This is a genomic window from Curtobacterium sp. PvP017, assembly GCF_054060195.1.
Genome location: NZ_JBSSCY010000002.1, coordinates 420,684 through 435,935 on the forward strand (window position 1 = coordinate 420,684; position 15,252 = coordinate 435,935).

Here is a 15,252-nt window from a genome sequence, read left to right on the forward strand (position 1 = left end):
CTGTTGTGCATCTATGGTCGGACCATGACCGTCCGCAGACTCGACGACGCCGCCCACATGCGTGCCCTCGCCCACCCGACCCGACTGCGGATCGTCGGGCTCCTGCGCTCCGGTGGGCCGCAGACCGCGGCGATGCTCGGCGAGGAGATCGACGAAGCGCCCGGCACGATCAGCTACCACTGCAAGCGGCTGGCGGACGCGGACTTCATCGAGCCGGCTCCGGAGCTCGGTTCGGACCGGCGGGAACGGTGGTGGCGGGCGACGGCGGACCACACGTCGTGGGACCTCGCCGACGCGTTCGACGATTCGGAACGCATGCTCGCGACGACCGCGCTCGACCACACCGTCGCCGATGCGTACGCGGCCGAGTACGGGCGGTTCATCGACCAGGCGCCCGTCCTGGGGCGTGCGTGGGTCGCGGCGTCGACCAGTTCCGACGAGGTGCTGCGACTGACCGTCGAGGAACTCGGCGGGCTCGGCGCCGAACTGCGTGCCGTGGTCGAGCGGTGGACGGCCGTGAGTGACGCGCACACGCCAGGCGACGGCTCGGAGCGCGTCATCGCCGTCACGCAGAGCTACCGGATGGGGCGAGCGTGAACGCCCGGGCCCGGCTGCGTGCACTGCTCGCGGTCCAGGCCGTCTCGAGGACCGGGAACGTCGTCACGACCGTGGCCGTGCCCTTCGCCGTCCTCGCGCGGGGTGGCTCGGCGACGGACGTCGGGATCGCCGCCTTCGCCGCGACGGTGCCGATCGTCCTCGGCGGCCCCTTCGGCGGGGCGCTCGTCGAGCGGGTCGGGTTCGTCCGGTCGAGCGTGGCGTCGGACCTCGTCAGCGGTGCGACCCTGCTGGCGATGCCGGTGCTCGCCTGGACCGTGGGTCTGCCGTTCTGGGCGCTCCTGTCGCTCGTCTTCGTGAGCGGCCTGTTCGACCTGCCGGGGGAGTCCGCACGTCGGGTCCTGCTGCCCGGACTCGCGCGATCGGCCGGCGTTCCACTGGAGCGGGCGGTCGGGCACTTCGAGGCGTCGCAGCGACTGTCGGTGCTCATCGGCGCGCCGCTCGGCGGTGTGCTCGTGGCGGCTGCCGGCCCGATGGCGGCACTCGTCTGCACCGCGGTGGCGTTCGCCACCGCAGCCCTGCTCGCCGCGGTGCTGGTCCGTCCGGCGGAGGACGACGGAGCGGGCGCGGGCGCTGATGCGGCTCCGACCAACGGGTACTGGCGGGACATCGCCGAGGGCTTCCGGTTCTGTGTCCGCGACCCGTTCTTCCGGCTCGTGATCGCCCTCGTGCTGGTCACGAACCTGCTCGACGCGGCCCGGTCGACGACGTTGCTCCCCCTCTACGCCGCCGACACCCTCGGTGGGGCGCAGGCGCTGGGCTTCGTGACGGGGACCTTCGGCGGTGCGGCGTTCCTCGGGTCGGTGGCCTTCGGGTACGTCGCACACCGCGTTCCCCGTCGGATCACGTTCGTCCTGTGCTTCGTGCTCGCCGGCGGGCCCTCGCTCCTGGTGCCGGCACTCGGCCTCGGGCTGCCGTGGATGCTCGCCGCGTCGGGGCTGTCGGGGCTCGCCGCCGGGTCGCTCAACCCGATCCTCGGGGCCGTCGAGCTCGAGCGCATCCCGGAGCACATGCGCGCCCGGGTGTTCGGGCTGCTCGGGGCCGGGTCCTGGGCGGGGATCCCCCTCGGTGGGTTGCTCGCCGGCTTCGCGGCCGACGGCGTCGGCGTCCAGGCGACGTTCGGGGTGGTCGTCGTGCTCTACACGGTGGTGACGCTCGCGCCGCTGACGGGTGGCGCCTGGCGCCTCATGGAACGACCGGATCCCGAGCGGGCGCCGGTCGAGCGCGTGACGACCTAGTCCACACTCGACGCGGTGCTCACGTCCAGGTCCGCGCGACGCCCCAGCCGGTGCCCTCGGGCACGATGTCGACCACCAGCGTGTCCCCGTCGTCGGCGGTCGCCTGGAACCGCCAGCCGACCGTGCGCTCGGGTGCGTGGGTGATGGCGGTCGGCAGCTCGGCCCGTGTGACGGTCAGACGGGTCGGGGTGTCGCTCACCCGCCAGCGGCGTCCGGCCCAGACCAGCCGGCTCGGCGCGCCCTCGGCCCACCACACCGTGGCGGCCGTCTCCGTGATCATCATCGGGTCTCCTCGTTCGAACGTGTGTTCGAATGCTAGGTCGCCCGAAGCGACCCCGCAAGCGCTCGGCGAGGCGACGGCGGGTCGTGGACGATGTCGTCCGCGGGCGCAGACGCCGTCGTGTAGACGGGGAGCATGACGAACGACGATCAGGGTCCCGACGCACAGCACCAGGTCCCCGAGGGGGTGTCCGACGCCACGGTCGAGGCACTCGGCACGCTGTCCGCCGCGGTCGAGGTCATCGAGCACGCCCGCGGCCTGCTCTACGGCTTCCACCGCATGACCGGCACCGCCGACCTGAACCTCGGCGAGGCCGTCGAACAGCTCCGGAAGGCGGGGCACACCGAACTGGCCGACCGCATCGACGCGGAGCTCGTCGGCCGCAACGTCATCGCCGGCCGCTGGACGTTCCAGGTCGTCGAGGACTACGACGACGGGTACTACGCCCTCGCCAAGGAGCTCGAGCGCACCGCGCGGGACGAGCTCGTGCAGGGACGCCGCCACCTGTTCGAGGCGGGCATGAAGGAGGACCGGCGGACGGGCGGTCGACGCCACCACGAGGCGACGCCGAGCGACCTGCCGGACTGAGCGCGGGCCTCCCGGCCTGCTCTCGCAGACTGACCGTCCCGGCGACCTGGCCTCAGCCGACGCCGAGCAGCGCCTCGAGCGGCCCTCGCGCGAAGTACAGCAGGAAGCCCGCGGCGACGACGTAGAGCAGCCACGAGACCTCACGGCCACGGCCGGACAGCAGCTTGATGAGCACCCAGCTGATGAACCCGGCGCCGATGCCGTTCGCGATCGAGTAGGTCAGCGGCATGACGACGATCGTCAGGAACGCGGGCAGGGCCGAGCCGAAGTCCGACCACGAGATGTCCGCCACCTGCGCCACCATGAGAGCGCCGACGACGACGAGTCCGGCCGCGGCGACCTCGAGCGGGACGACCTGCGTGAGCGGGGTGAGGAACATCGACGCCAGGAACAGCAGGCCGGTGACGACGGAGGCCATGCCGGTGCGGGCACCCTCGCCGATGCCGGCGGCGGAGTCGATGAAGACGGTGTTCGACGACACCGAGGCGCCACCACCGGCGATGGCGCCGACGCCCTCGACGACGAGCGCCGACTTCAGGCGGGGGAACGTGCCGTCGGGCTTCGCGACGCCGGCGGCTTTCGCCAGACCGGTCATGGTGCCCATCGCGTCGAAGAAGTTCGTGAACACGAGGGTGAAGACGAGCATCGACGCGGCCAACGGCCCGATGCGGCTGAACGCGCCGAACAGGTCGGCGTGGCCGACGAGCGACAGGTCGGGGAACGCGAACAGGGCGCTCGGCAGGCCGGGCGCGTTGAGGTTCCACCCGGTCTTCGAGTCGACCGAGGTCGGCACCTGGAAGATCGCCTGCAGGATGATCGCGATGATCGTGGTCGCGACGATGCCGATGAGCAGCGCACCCTTGACCTTGCGGGCCATGAGCGTGCCGATGATCACCAGGCCGATCAGGAACACGATGGTCGGCAGGGCGCCGACGGAGCCGTCCTCGCCGAGCTGCAGGGGCGGGGACGCGAGCCCGGACGAGCGCACGAAGCCGGAGTCGACGAGTCCGATGAAGGCGATGAACAGGCCGATCCCGACGGTGATCGCGGCCTTCAGCTGCGCCGGGACGGCGGTGAAGATCATCGTCCGGATCCCGGTCAACGCGAGGATCACGATGATCACGCCGTTGATGACGACGAGACCCATCGCCTCGGCCCACGTGACCTGCTGCACGACGCTGACGGCCAGGAACGAGTTGATCCCGAGGCCGGCGGCGATGCCGAACGGCAGGTTCGCGATGACGCCCATCGCGATGGTCATCAGCCCGGCGACGAGTCCGGTCGCGGCGGCGACCTGTGCGTTCTCGAGCCAACCGCCGGAGACGTCCTTGGCGGCCTGGTCGGCACTGAACCCGCCGAGGATCAGCGGGTTCAGGATCACGATGTACGCCATCGTCACGAACGAGACGAGTCCGCCTCGGATCTCGCGCGGGATCGTGGACCCGCGCTTCGTGATGGAGAAGTATCGGTCGAGGCCGGTCGCGAAGCGGTTCCGGGGTGTGGTGTCGGTCTGCGGGGCGCTCACCACGAGAGTTTAAAGGACGCTGGGTTTCGGGCGCGTCACACGGACCTCACAGGTTGCGGCAGCCGGGAGGCCCGTCCCACGCCGGTCGCGCACCTCGCGCTGGGCGCCGGCTCGCGTTCTCCGGCCATGGCTGGTGTTGGATGGGTGGGTGACGTCACGCATGGACCGTGCCCGCGTCGAGGCCGCGGTGCGCGAACTCCTGCTCGGCATCGGCGAGGATCCCGATCGCCCCGAGCTCGAACGCACTCCCGCTCGGGTCGCCGACTCGTACGCGGAGTTCTTCTCCGGCATCGGGACGGACGCCGTCGCCATCGCCCGCGACGGCACCGTGCACGCCGAGGACGGTGAGCGCGGGCGTCTCGTCATCGTCCGCGACGTGAAGTTCCGGTCCGTCTGCGAGCACCACCTGTTGCCGTTCCTCGGGGTCGCGCACCTGGCCTACGCGCCGGGCGACCGCCTGATCGGACTCGGCACCCTCGCCCGGGTGCTCGACGCCGTGGCCTCGCGCCCGCAGCTGCAGGAGCGGCTGGGCGAACAGGTCGCCGCGACGATCGCCGAGGGGCTCGGCGCCGAGGGTGTCCTCGTGGTCCTCGACGCGCAGCACCAGTGCGTGACGACCCGCGGGGAGCGCCAGACCGGTTCGACGACCGTGACGGTGGCGGCGACCGGTTCGCTGGCGGACGCCGCGGGCCGGGCCGAGGCGATCGCGCTCATCGGCGCGGGGCGTGTGACGGACACCACGCACGTGGCGAGCGACGGGGCGGACGCATGACGGGCCTCCCGGGCGTCGGAGGCGCAGCCGGACCCGGCTGGGTGGTGCCCGACCTGCGTGACCCGGTGCGCACGTTCGGCCGCCGCACCATCGACTTCGACCACCGCATCGCCGTGATGGCGATCGTGAACCGGACCCCGGACTCGTTCCACGACCGCGGCGCCACGTTCGAGCTCGACCGGGCCGTCGAGGCCGCTGTCCGGGCGGCCGAGCAGGGTGCCGACTGGGTCGACATCGGCGGCGTGAAGTTCGCCCCCGGGCCGGAACTGCCCGCCGCCGACGAGGTCGACCGCGTCGTCCCCGTCGTCGAACAGCTCGCCCAGCAGTCCGACGTCACCATCAGCGTCGACACCTTCCGCCCCGAGGTCGCCGCAGCGGCGATCGCGGCCGGCGCGAGCGTCGTCAACGACACCACCGGCCTGTCCGACCCACGGATGGCGGCCGTCGTCGCAGACTCCGAGGCGACGATCGTCATCACGCACTCGCTCGCCGAACCCCGTCGTCCGCTCGAGGCACCGCCGCAGTACGACGACGTCACCGCGTCCGTCGTCGGGTTCCTGCGGGAGCGCGTCGACCGGGCACTCGCCGCGGGCGTCCCCGAGTCGCGGATCGTCGTCGACCCGGGCCACGACCTCAACAAGAACACCGTGCACACCCTCGAACTCACCCGGCGGCTGCCCGAGGTCGTGGCGCTCGGCTACCCGGTGCTCGCGGCGGTGTCGAACAAGGACTTCGTGGGGGAGTCCCTCGGGCGCCCGCGCGGCGAACGCCTGGCGGGCTCGCTCGCCGTCGCGACGGTGAGCGCGATGCTCGGTGCGCGGATCGTCCGGATGCACGACGTCGCCGAGAGCGTCGACGCGATGCGCATGGTCGAGGCGACGCTCGGCTGGCGGGCACCGGTGGAATCGAGGCACAACACATGAACCTCCTGCCCCCGTCGATCGCGGACCTGTCCGACGACGACCTGCTCGACCTGTACACCGCGGGTGCCTCGGCGCCGTGGCTGCGGGTGAACTTCGTGGCGACGCTCGACGGGTCCGCCTCGGCTGCCGGTGTCTCGGGGTCGCTCGGCGGCCCGGACGACCTGCGCGTGTTCGACCTGCTGCGCCGGGTGGCCGACGTGGTGCTCGTCGCCGCGGGCACCGTCCGCGACGAGGGCTACGGGCCGATGGTGCTGCACGACGCCGACGTGGCATGGCGTCGGGCGCACGGCATGCCCGACCACCCGGTGTTCGCGATCGTCTCGCGGTCGCTCTCGCTCGATCCTGCTTCGCGGGTGTTCACCGAGGCACCGGTCCGGGCCGTCGTCCTGACCTCCGCTGCTGCGGCTGCGTCGGAGACCGGGGTCGCGCTGTCGTCCGTCGCCGACGTCGTACCGTGCAGTCCCGAGGCCGATCCCGGATCGGTCGACGTGTCGCTCGTCCGCGACGCACTGGTGGCGCGGGGGCTCGGCACGATCCACTGCGAGGGCGGTCCGTCGTTCCTGGGCTCGCTCATCGCCGCGGACGCCGTCGACGAGCTGACCCTGACGATCGACCCATCGCTCGAGGGCGGTGCCGGCCCGAGGATCGCCCGCGGCGGTTCCCCGGAGCTGCGGCGGATGCGCCCGGCGCACGTGCTCCGCGGTGCGGGTGACGTGCTGCTCACCCGGTACGTCCGGGCGGAGCCGCCCGCCTGAGCCCCGGTGCCGGTCGACCGCGTCGGCTAGGGTCGGGCGCGTGATCGACATCGTGGCGTCCGGGGTCCTCTTCGACATGGACGGGACGCTCGTCGACTCGACCGCGGTGGTCGAGTCGACCTGGACCCGGTTCGGGCAGTCGCGCGGCATCGACCCGGCCGAGATCCTGGCGTTCTCGCACGGCCGCCAGGCGATCAGCACGATCCAGCACTTCCTGCCCGACCTGGACCGCGACGAGCAGCTGCGCATCGCCGCCGAACTGGTCGCCGAGGAGAGCGCGAGCAGCGAGGGCATCTCCGAGATCCCCGGCGCCGCGGCCTTCGTCGACCGGCTCCTCGCCGCGGGGGTCCCGGTGGCGCTCGTGACGAGTGCGCCGCGCGACCTGGCCAGCGGGCGGATGGCCGCCGCGGGACTGACGATGCCGACGGCGTTCGTGCCGTCCGAGGACGTCGAGCACGGCAAGCCCCACCCCGACGGGTACCTGCGCGGTGCCGCGCTGCTCGGGGTCGACGCCTCCGACTGCGTGGCGTTCGAGGACGCCCCCGCCGGCCTCGAGTCGGCCATCGCCTCGGGAGCGACCACGGTCGTCGTCGGCCCGCACGAGTCCGACGTCACGGTCGGGCTGCACCGGGTGTCGGGGTACGACGGCATCGCCGTCGAGGCAGAAGGGTCCGCTTTCCGCATCCGCGGCTGAGGGCTCGCTGCGTCCTGCGGGCACGTTCAGCGCTCCCCGACGACCCTCGGGTGTGCGGCCGGAACCACCGGGCCGCACGTGCGGCCGGAACCACCGGGCCGCGGAAGGAGCGACCATGGCAACCCTGGACGGCAAGAAGGTCCTCGTCATCGCGACGAACTACGGCGTGGAGCAGGACGAGATCGTCGTGCCCGTCGACCAGCTCCGCGAGCGCGGTGCGACGGTGACGGTGGCGGCGCAGGAGTCCGGTCCGATCGCGACCCTCGTCGGCGACAAGGACCCCGGGAAGTCCCTCGACCCGGACACCACCATCGCCGGTGTCAACGTGACCGGGTACGACGCACTCGTCGTCCCCGGCGGCACCATCAACGCCGACACCCTGCGGCAGGACAACTCGGCGGTCTCCCTCGTCACGGCCTTCGTCGAGGCGAACAAGCCGGTCGCGGCGATCTGCCACGGCCCGTGGACGCTCATCGAGGCGGGCGTGCTGCGCGGGAAGACGATCACCTCGTTCCCGTCGTTGCAGACCGACGTCCGGAACGCGGGTGCCGAGTGGGTCGACCAGGAGGTCCAGGTCGACGGCGGCATCATCACGTCGCGCAACCCCGACGACCTGCCGGCGTTCGTCGACGCGATCGAGAGCGCGCTCACCGCGTGAGCACGGTGCGCCGCCGCTGATGGCGCCGCCGCTCACGGCGCCGTCATCAGTCCAGCGCGACGGGGCGGGTCGTCCGGAGCACCGCGGGTCCGAGGGTGAGCACACCGTCGGACTCGGGATCGCACCGGACCCCGCCCCGTCCGCGCATCGCCCGGAACGCCCCCGGCGCGACCTCGTGGTCCATCCACGCGCAGGGGTTCGCCGGCCGGTACCCGCGGAACAGCACGGCACCGCTGCCGGGGCTCTGCAGCGAGAACGGCTCGCCCCGGAGCGCTTCGACGTCGGCACCGCGCAGGAACACGTTCCGCCGGGTCGCCACGGGGTCGACCGGTGCGCCGAGTGACCGTGCGACGTCCTCGAGTCCCTCGAGCCCGATGACCGTCACTGAGGCGTGCACGTGCGCCCGCGCGGCGAAGTAGCGGTCGCCGACGATGCCGAGCCCGGCGCGGAGTTCGATGCGGTCCCGCAGCTCGTCCGGGTCGTCCGGTCGGACCGGTACCGCGCCGTCGGCTGGCCGGCCCTCGTAACGGTGGCGGCGTGCGACGAGCAACAGCGCGATCTCGACGTCGGCCCGGAACGGCAGGCCGACGTGATCGACGCTGTCGGCGAGGTCGACGGAGCCGACCCGGTGGTCGGACGCGGCCACGTCGTCTCCGGAGGTCACCCACCCAACGCTAGCCGGGCCTCCCGGTCGACGGCGGCCCTGTCGGCGGCACGCCGGCGTCGCTGCGGCGGCGCCCGGGTTCCACAGCACGCCGTGCGCACGCCACCGAGGTTCCACGGCTGCGCGCACGGAGCGCCGACATGCCGAGATTTCGGAACCTCGAGCCGCCACCCGCCACGCGCCCACGCCACGGACGCGCGCTCGCACCCGCCCCGCCGCACCGTCCGATTTCCGCCAGTCGCGGTCGGTGGTGCGTGTCAGGCTGGGCCCGTGACCATCCCCGGAACCGACCAGCTGCACGCCGAGCGCTACCGTGTCGTCGCGTCGCGCGACGCACGCTTCGACGGCCAGTTCGTCACGGCCGTGCACTCCACCGGCATCTACTGCCGCCCGAGTTGCCCGGCACGCACGCCCCGCGAGACCGGCGTCACCTTCTACCGCACGAGCGCCGCGGCGCACCTGGCCGGCTTCCGCGCCTGCAAGCGCTGCCTGCCCGAGGCGACCCCCGGCAGCCCCGAGTGGGACCTGCGCGAGGACGTCGCCGGACGCGCCATGCGCCTCGTCCTCGACGGCGTGGTCGAGCGCGACGGCGTCCCCGGGCTCGCTGCGCGGGTCGGCTACTCGGAACGCCAGCTCAACCGCATCATGACGGCCGAGCTCGGCGCCGGACCGAAAGCACTCAGCCGCGCGCACCGCGCCCAGACGGCACGCACGCTCCTGACGTCGTCGGACCTGCCCATCGCGGACGTCGCGTTCGCCGCCGGGTTCGCGAGCATCCGCCAGTTCAACGACACCGTCCGCGAGGTCTTCGCCGTCACCCCGTCCGAACTGCGTGCGCGCCGGACGCCACGGCCCACCCCGGACGGCGTACTGCACGTGCACCTGCCCGCGCGGCCGCCGTTCGACGCGCAGGGGCTCCTCGACTGGCACGCGCTGCACGCCCTGCCGGGCCTCGAACACGTGGACACCGACGACTCGGGGCGGGTCACCTCCTACGGGCGGTTGCTCGACCTGCCAGGAGGCCCGGGCTGGTTCAGCGCGTCAGCCGCGGTCTCGGGGACACCCGGCTCCACGGCCGCCGGTCGCGGCACCGGGATCGACCTACGGGTGCGCGTCAGCGACCTGTCCGACCTGCCCACGCTCGTCGCCCGCGTCCGCTCGTACTTCGACCTCGACGCCGACCCGGTCGCCGTCGACGCCGTGCTCGGCTCCGTGCCCGAGCTGGCCGCGGCCGTGCAGCGGGTCCCCGGACTGCGGCTGCCGGGGGCGGTCGACGCGCACGAGATCGTGTTCCGCACCCTGATCGGGCAGCAGGTCTCCGTCGCCGCGGCCCGGACGGCACAGACGCGGCTCGTCGCGGCGCTCGGCGCTGCCGTGCCGGCGTCGATCATGCCGGACGGCCTGCTCTTCCCGTCCGCCGCCGTCATCGCCGTCCGCGGGCACGAGGTGCTGCGCGGACCGGCTGCCCGCGTCGACACGATCCTGCGGGTCGCCGCGGCGCTCGCCGACGGGTCGCTCGTGGTCGACGGCGGGCAGTCCCTCGACGAGCTGCGGGCCCGGTTGCTGGCGGTGAAGGGCATCGGGCCGTGGACCGCCGACTACGTGGCCCTCCGGGTCCGGCACCACCCCGACGTGTTCCTCCACAGCGACCTCGCGGTGCGCAACGGTGCACAGGAACTCGGACTGCCGGGAACGGCGCGTGAGCTCTCCCTATGGTCGGAGCAGGTGGCGCCCTGGCGGAGCTACCTGACGATGCACTGCTGGCGACCGATCATCGACCGCGCGATCGCGACGGCCGCCAGTGCACCCGCGCACGGCACCGGCCGTGCGCGCCGCGCAGACGACGACCCTCGGAAGGACGAACGATGACCGACGCAACCATCCAGACCCTGGACACCCCGGACGGGGCCTTCACCGTGCTCGAGGACGCGGAGGGCCGGGTCCTCGCCTCGGGCTGGACCGACTCCGTCGACCGGATCCTCGGGCGCCTCGCCGACCGGTACCGACCCAGTCGGATCGTCGACGGCACGGTCGCCGCCGCCGACGCCGTGGACGCCTTCTACTCGGGCGAGGTCGAGCACGCCATGCAGGTGCCGGTGCGACAGTTCGGTACCGACCTGTTCACCGAGGGGTGGCGGCAGCTCCGGCGCATCCCTGCCGGCGGCACCCTGACCTACACCGAGTTCGCGGGGGCGATGGGTCGTCCGGACGCCGTGCGGGCCGCAGCGAGTGTGTGTGCGAGGAACGCGCCCGCGCTCTTCGTGCCGTGCCACCGGGTGCTGCGCTCCGACGGCACACTCGGGGGCTTCGCATGGGGACTCGACGTCAAGCGGTCGTTGCTCGAGTGGGAGTCGGTCGGCACCACGGTGCTCGTCTGAGTTGTACAAAACGCTCTAGAATGTACAGGTGAGCGAAGTGTCGATCTCCGAAGCACGTGGCCGCCTGGCGTCGATCATCGACGACGCCCGGCACGAACCCGTCTACCTGACCCGGCGCAACAAGCGCGTCGCGGCAGTGGTGGACGCGGATGTCCTGGACCGCCTGCTCGAGGCGGCCGAGGACCTCGACGACCTGATCGCGTACGACGCTGCCATCGCGGAGAACAAGCGCATCGGCGGTGAGAACGTGCAGTGGGACGATCTCAAGCGCGAGCTCGGGCTCGGATGACCTGGTCGGTCGAGGTCGTCCCGTCCGCGCAACGTGTCATCCGCAAGCTCCCGCCCGAGGGCCGTCGGCGGATCGAGGGACTCCTCGCGATCCTCGCCGACCACCCGCGGCCCCCGGCAGCTCGGAAGCTCGTGAACCGACCCGGTTGGCGGGTCCGATCGGGCGACTACCGCCTGATCTACGAGATCGACGACGGCCGACTCATCGTCGTCGTCGTCGATGCCGGCCACCGCCGAGCGATCGACCGCGAGCGCTGAGCGGCGTACGAGCAGGAACCGGACCGGTCGTCTCCCCCTGGTTGCGGGTGGTGACGTGGGAGCGCTCCGCTGCCATGCTCGGAGGACCGACCCGCCCGGTCCCTCCCGAGGACCCGACGCAGCGCCGTCGTACCCTCTCGGAAGGCCCCAATGGACCAGCACGTCGACCGCACGGTCGTCTCCGCCGACGGCACGGTCCTCGCCGTGTCCGACGCCGGGGCCGGTCCGGCGCTCGTCGTGGTCGGCGGCGCCTTCGACCACCACGGCACCCCCACGGTCGAGCGCCTGACCGGTGGACTGCGGGACCGGTACCGGGTCATCACGTACGACCGGCGTGGGCGTGGCGCGAGCGGCGACACGACCCCGTGGGCGATCGAGCGCGAGGTCGAGGACCTCGCGGCCGTCGTGGCCAGCACCGACGGACCCGTTGCCGCGCTCGGGCTCTGCGTCGGCGCGGGAGTGGTCCTGCGTGGCCTCGCCGCCGGTGTCCCGCTCGGGGGTGCCGTGCTGTGGGAGCCGCCGTACCGCGCGACGGTCGACCCGCACGCCGACGACGTCGTCTTCGCCGACCTGCTCGACGAGCACGTCGCCGCCGGCCGGCGATCCCAGGCGGTCCGGGCCTTCCTCGCGCACGTCCTGGGTGTGCCGATGGGGCAGATCTCGGCGCTGCGGCTCCGGGGAGCGCTCTGGCGGTCCTTGGTCGTCGACGCCCACGTGCTCAGCCGCGACGTGCGGGTGCTCAACGGCCTGGCGATCCCGGAGCGGGTCGCGGCAGCGGTCGGCGTGCCCGTGCTCGTCGCCGCGGGCAGCGACGGCCACGAGTGGATGCGGCACGCGGCCCGTGCGGTCGTCGAGGCCGTGCCGGGCTCGGACTACGTCGAGGTCCCCGGGCAGGGCCACGTGCCCGACCCGGTGGCGATCGGTGCCGTACTCGACGAGTTCACCGCGAGGACGGTCACGCGGGGCTGAGAGGATGGTGCAGTGAACCAACCTCGTCTCGGCCTCCTGCTCGACGTCGACGGGCCCATCGCCAGCCCCGTCTCCCGCACCATCGCGATCCCGAGCATCATCGAGGACCTCGTCGCCCTCGCCGCCGAGGGCATCCCCGTCGTCTTCAACACCGGCCGGAGCGACGCCTTCATCCGGAGCGAGGTGGTCGGACCCCTGCTGGCCGGTGGTCTCGCCGAGGGCGGTCGCGTGCACGCCGTCTGCGAGAAGGGCGCCGTCTGGTGCTCGATCGGCCCGCAGTACGAGGGCGGGATGGGGGAGCTCACCGTCGCCGAGGACCTGGCGCTCCCGCGCGACTACGCCGACGAGATGCGCGAGCTCGTCCGCACCGACTACGCCGACCTGGTGTTCTTCGACGAGACGAAGCGCGCCATGGTGTCGATCGAGCAGCGGGTGGAAGTGCCGAACGCCACGTACCTGGCCCGTCAGCCGGAGTTCGACGCGAAGGCGATGGCGGCCCTCGAACGTCGCGGCCTCGGAGTGCGGCGTCTCGACGACGTCCGACCGGACGCCGACGGCGCCGTGCAGTGGCGGATCGACCCGACGATCATCTCGACCGACGTCGAGTCCGACCGGAGCGGCAAGGACATGGGGGCCGCGCGGTCGCTCGAGCTCCTCGCGCAGGACGGCGACCTGCCGACGGCCTGGCGCACGATGGGCGACTCCCGCAGCGACTACGCGATGGCCGACTGGCTGCACGCGAACGGCCACGACGTCGCCCACGTCGACGTCCGTCCCTCGGACGGTGTGCCGACGACGCCGTACCCGGTGCTCACCGCACCCGACGGGGTGATCCACGACGAGGCCGGAGCGCGGTTCCTGCGCGACTGGCGCCGATCCGCCTGAGCCGAGCCGGGCCTCCCGGTCGACCCGCCCTGCCCACGGAACCTGGTTCCGGACACCGCACCGCGCCGTTCCCCGGTTCCACGTCCGGAACCTGGTTCCCACGCGCCCAGCAGCCCCGCTGTTTGCGTGCCGGGGTGGTACACCAGTAACCTCGCGGGGTCCGCCGCCCAGCCGATGACGGGATCCACCCCATGGCAACGAAGCTCCGCATCAAGTCGATCGAGGCCTCACTGGCCGACTCCGAGGAGCAGGGCCGGTCCCTGAAACGCTCCCTGAAGACGTTCGACATCGCCGCGATGGGCATCGCCGTCGCGGTCGGTGCCGGCATCTTCTCGGTCGGAGCGAACGCCGCCGCGAACTTCGCCGGACCGGGCGTCATCATCTCGTTCCTGCTCGCCGCCGTCACCTGCGGCCTGGCGATCATGTGCTACGCCGAGTTCGCCTCGACGATCCCCGTCGCCGGCTCCGCGTACACGTTCACCTACGCCACGATGGGCGAGCTGCTCGCCTGGATCGTCGGCTGGGACCTCATCCTCGAGACCCTCACCGCCAGCGCCGTCATCGCGAAGTACTGGGGCATCTACCTCAGCACCGCGTTCGGGGTGTTCGGCGTGGACCTGCCCGACACGATCCAGCTCGGCCCGATCCCGTTCACCTGGGGTCCCGTCCTGATCGTCGGCATCTTCACCGTGCTGCTCGCCTTCGGCACCCGCTTGTCGTCGCGGGTCTCGGCGGTCATCACGATCATCAAGGTCGCCATCGTCGTGTTCGTCATCGTCGCCGGTGCGTTCTTCGTCAAGGCCGCGAACTTCACCCCCTTCATCCCGCCGGCCGAGCCGGCCAAGGGTGCCGAGGGCAGCGTCTGGACCCAGTCGCTCGTGTCCTGGTTCACCGGTGCCGAGCCTGCCCAGTACGGCGTCTTCGGGCTGCTCGCTGCGGCATCGCTCGTGTTCTTCGCGTTCATCGGCTTCGACGTCGTCGCGACCAGCGCCGAGGAGACCGAAAACCCGCAGAAGACGCTGCCGCGCGGCATCTTCATCGGCCTGGGCATCGTGACACTGCTGTACGTCGGCGTCAGCATCGTCATCACCGGCATGGTCTCGTACCAGCGTCTGGCCCAGGAGGACGCGCCCTCCCTGGCGTCCGCGTTCGACATCGTCGGACTGCCGTGGGCCGCCGGCATCATCGCCATCGGCTCCCTGATCGGCCTGACGACCGTCGTGATGGTGCTGCTGCTCGGCCTGTCCCGCATCGTCTTCGCGATGAGCCGCGACGGTCTGCTGCCGCGCTGGTTCTCGAAGACGAACCCGAAGACGCAGACGCCGGTCCGCGTGCAGGTCGTCGCGGGGGTCGTCGTCGCGCTGCTCGCCGGTTTCACCGCGGTCGACAAGCTCGAGGGCATGATCAACATCGGCACCCTGTCGGCCTTCGTGCTGGTGTCGATCGGCATCATCGTGCTCCGCAAGTCGCGCCCGGACGCCCCCCGTGCCTTCCGGGTGCCGTGGTCCCCGGTGATCCCGATCCTGTCGGCCGTGCTGTGCTTCTGGCTGATGCTGAACCTCGAGGTCGAGACCTGGCTGCGCTTCGTCGTCTGGCTCGTCATCGGCTTCGCGATCTACTTCGGCTACAGCCGCCGCAACAGCCGCGTCGGCAAGGGCATGCAGTAGGGGTCGCGCCGGTTCCCGCCCCGCCGGAACCAGGTTCCGGACACAGCACCGCGCGATCGCGCGGTGCTGTGTCCGTTTCGCGGTGCGGTCGCCTG

The 15,252-nt window shown here is 72.2% G+C and carries 18 protein-coding genes; 15 read left to right on the forward strand and 3 right to left on the reverse strand.

Annotation, left to right across the window (positions count from 1 at the left end; all coding sequences use genetic code 11):
- The first annotated feature begins 24 nt into the window (after positions 1 to 24).
- Positions 25 to 597 (forward strand): ArsR/SmtB family transcription factor, encoded by a 573-nt coding sequence (locus tag ACVKXF_RS06055; protein ID WP_456795188.1) that lies wholly within the window; start codon positions 25 to 27, stop codon positions 595 to 597.
- Positions 594 to 1,853: an MFS transporter gene (locus ACVKXF_RS06060; RefSeq protein ID WP_456795189.1), complete on the forward strand. Its 1,260-nt coding sequence runs from the start codon at positions 594 to 596 to the stop codon at positions 1,851 to 1,853. Before ACVKXF_RS06055 ends, ACVKXF_RS06060 begins: the two co-directional genes overlap by 4 nt.
- 19 nt (positions 1,854 to 1,872) lie before the next feature.
- Here ACVKXF_RS06060 and ACVKXF_RS06065 read toward each other — a convergent pair whose 3' ends face one another.
- The gene (locus ACVKXF_RS06065) at positions 1,873 to 2,136 is read right to left on the reverse strand and encodes a hypothetical protein (protein WP_396289590.1); all 264 of its coding nucleotides are present in this window, start codon (positions 2,134 to 2,136) and stop codon (positions 1,873 to 1,875) included.
- A 132-nt stretch (positions 2,137 to 2,268) separates the two neighbouring features.
- Here ACVKXF_RS06065 and ACVKXF_RS06070 point away from each other — a divergent pair, with 132 nt between their 5' ends.
- On the forward strand, positions 2,269 to 2,721 hold the full coding sequence (locus tag ACVKXF_RS06070; protein WP_456795190.1) for a hypothetical protein: 453 nt from the start codon (positions 2,269 to 2,271) through the stop codon (positions 2,719 to 2,721).
- A gap of 52 nt (positions 2,722 to 2,773) precedes the next feature.
- Here ACVKXF_RS06070 and ACVKXF_RS06075 read toward each other — a convergent pair whose 3' ends face one another.
- A complete protein-coding gene (locus ACVKXF_RS06075; protein WP_123311628.1) occupies positions 2,774 to 4,249 on the reverse strand; it encodes an NCS2 family permease in 1,476 nt (491 codons plus the stop codon).
- 157 nt (positions 4,250 to 4,406) lie between these two features.
- On the opposite strand from ACVKXF_RS06075, the gene folE reads away from it, so the two are divergent.
- From folE to ACVKXF_RS06100, 5 genes are all read left to right on the forward strand, one after another.
- Complete coding sequence (folE, locus tag ACVKXF_RS06080; RefSeq protein WP_222661508.1) at positions 4,407 to 5,018, forward strand: GTP cyclohydrolase I; 612 nt, start codon at positions 4,407 to 4,409, stop codon at positions 5,016 to 5,018.
- On the forward strand, positions 5,015 to 5,941 hold the full coding sequence (gene folP / locus ACVKXF_RS06085; protein ID WP_456795191.1) for a dihydropteroate synthase: 927 nt from the start codon (positions 5,015 to 5,017) through the stop codon (positions 5,939 to 5,941). The genes folE and folP overlap by 4 nt, the downstream gene beginning before the upstream one ends.
- A complete protein-coding gene (locus ACVKXF_RS06090; RefSeq protein WP_456795192.1) occupies positions 5,938 to 6,696 on the forward strand; it encodes a pyrimidine reductase family protein in 759 nt (252 codons plus the stop codon). The genes folP and ACVKXF_RS06090 overlap by 4 nt, the downstream gene beginning before the upstream one ends.
- Positions 6,697 to 6,736: 40 nt before the next feature.
- On the forward strand, positions 6,737 to 7,390 hold the full coding sequence (locus tag ACVKXF_RS06095) for an HAD-IA family hydrolase (RefSeq protein ID WP_456795193.1): 654 nt from the start codon (positions 6,737 to 6,739) through the stop codon (positions 7,388 to 7,390).
- 115 nt (positions 7,391 to 7,505) lie between these two features.
- Positions 7,506 to 8,048 (forward strand): type 1 glutamine amidotransferase domain-containing protein, encoded by a 543-nt coding sequence (locus tag ACVKXF_RS06100; RefSeq protein WP_123311638.1) that lies wholly within the window; start codon positions 7,506 to 7,508, stop codon positions 8,046 to 8,048.
- Positions 8,049 to 8,094: 46 nt separating this feature from the next.
- Here the strand turns inward: ACVKXF_RS06100 and ACVKXF_RS06105 are convergent, their stop codons facing one another.
- Positions 8,095 to 8,631, reverse strand: a complete 537-nt coding sequence (locus tag ACVKXF_RS06105; protein ID WP_396291141.1) for a molybdenum cofactor biosysynthesis protein — start codon at positions 8,629 to 8,631, stop codon at positions 8,095 to 8,097.
- Between the two features lie 357 nt (positions 8,632 to 8,988).
- Between ACVKXF_RS06105 and ACVKXF_RS06110 the strand changes: the two genes are divergently transcribed.
- The 7 genes from ACVKXF_RS06110 (at position 8,989) to ACVKXF_RS06140 (ending at position 15,157) form a co-directional block, all read left to right on the forward strand.
- Positions 8,989 to 10,581, forward strand: coding sequence for an AlkA N-terminal domain-containing protein (locus ACVKXF_RS06110; protein WP_395871508.1), 1,593 nt, complete (start codon positions 8,989 to 8,991; stop codon positions 10,579 to 10,581).
- Positions 10,578 to 11,090, forward strand: a complete 513-nt coding sequence (locus tag ACVKXF_RS06115) for a methylated-DNA--[protein]-cysteine S-methyltransferase (protein WP_456795194.1) — start codon at positions 10,578 to 10,580, stop codon at positions 11,088 to 11,090. The genes ACVKXF_RS06110 and ACVKXF_RS06115 overlap by 4 nt, the downstream gene beginning before the upstream one ends.
- A 28-nt stretch (positions 11,091 to 11,118) precedes the next feature.
- Complete coding sequence (locus ACVKXF_RS06120; protein ID WP_261783983.1) at positions 11,119 to 11,379, forward strand: type II toxin-antitoxin system Phd/YefM family antitoxin; 261 nt, start codon at positions 11,119 to 11,121, stop codon at positions 11,377 to 11,379.
- Positions 11,376 to 11,636, forward strand: a complete 261-nt coding sequence (locus ACVKXF_RS06125) for a type II toxin-antitoxin system RelE family toxin (RefSeq protein ID WP_456795195.1) — start codon at positions 11,376 to 11,378, stop codon at positions 11,634 to 11,636. The genes ACVKXF_RS06120 and ACVKXF_RS06125 overlap by 4 nt, the downstream gene beginning before the upstream one ends.
- A 150-nt stretch (positions 11,637 to 11,786) precedes the next feature.
- Positions 11,787 to 12,605: an alpha/beta fold hydrolase gene (locus ACVKXF_RS06130; RefSeq protein WP_123311646.1), complete on the forward strand. Its 819-nt coding sequence runs from the start codon at positions 11,787 to 11,789 to the stop codon at positions 12,603 to 12,605.
- 12 nt (positions 12,606 to 12,617) lie between these two features.
- Positions 12,618 to 13,490 carry an HAD family hydrolase gene (locus tag ACVKXF_RS06135; RefSeq protein ID WP_456795196.1) on the forward strand — a complete coding sequence of 291 codons (873 nt, stop codon included), beginning with the start codon at positions 12,618 to 12,620 and terminating at the stop codon, positions 13,488 to 13,490.
- 191 nt (positions 13,491 to 13,681) lie between these two features.
- A complete protein-coding gene (locus ACVKXF_RS06140; RefSeq protein WP_340197821.1) occupies positions 13,682 to 15,157 on the forward strand; it encodes an amino acid permease in 1,476 nt (491 codons plus the stop codon).
- Positions 15,158 to 15,252 lie beyond the last annotated feature (95 nt).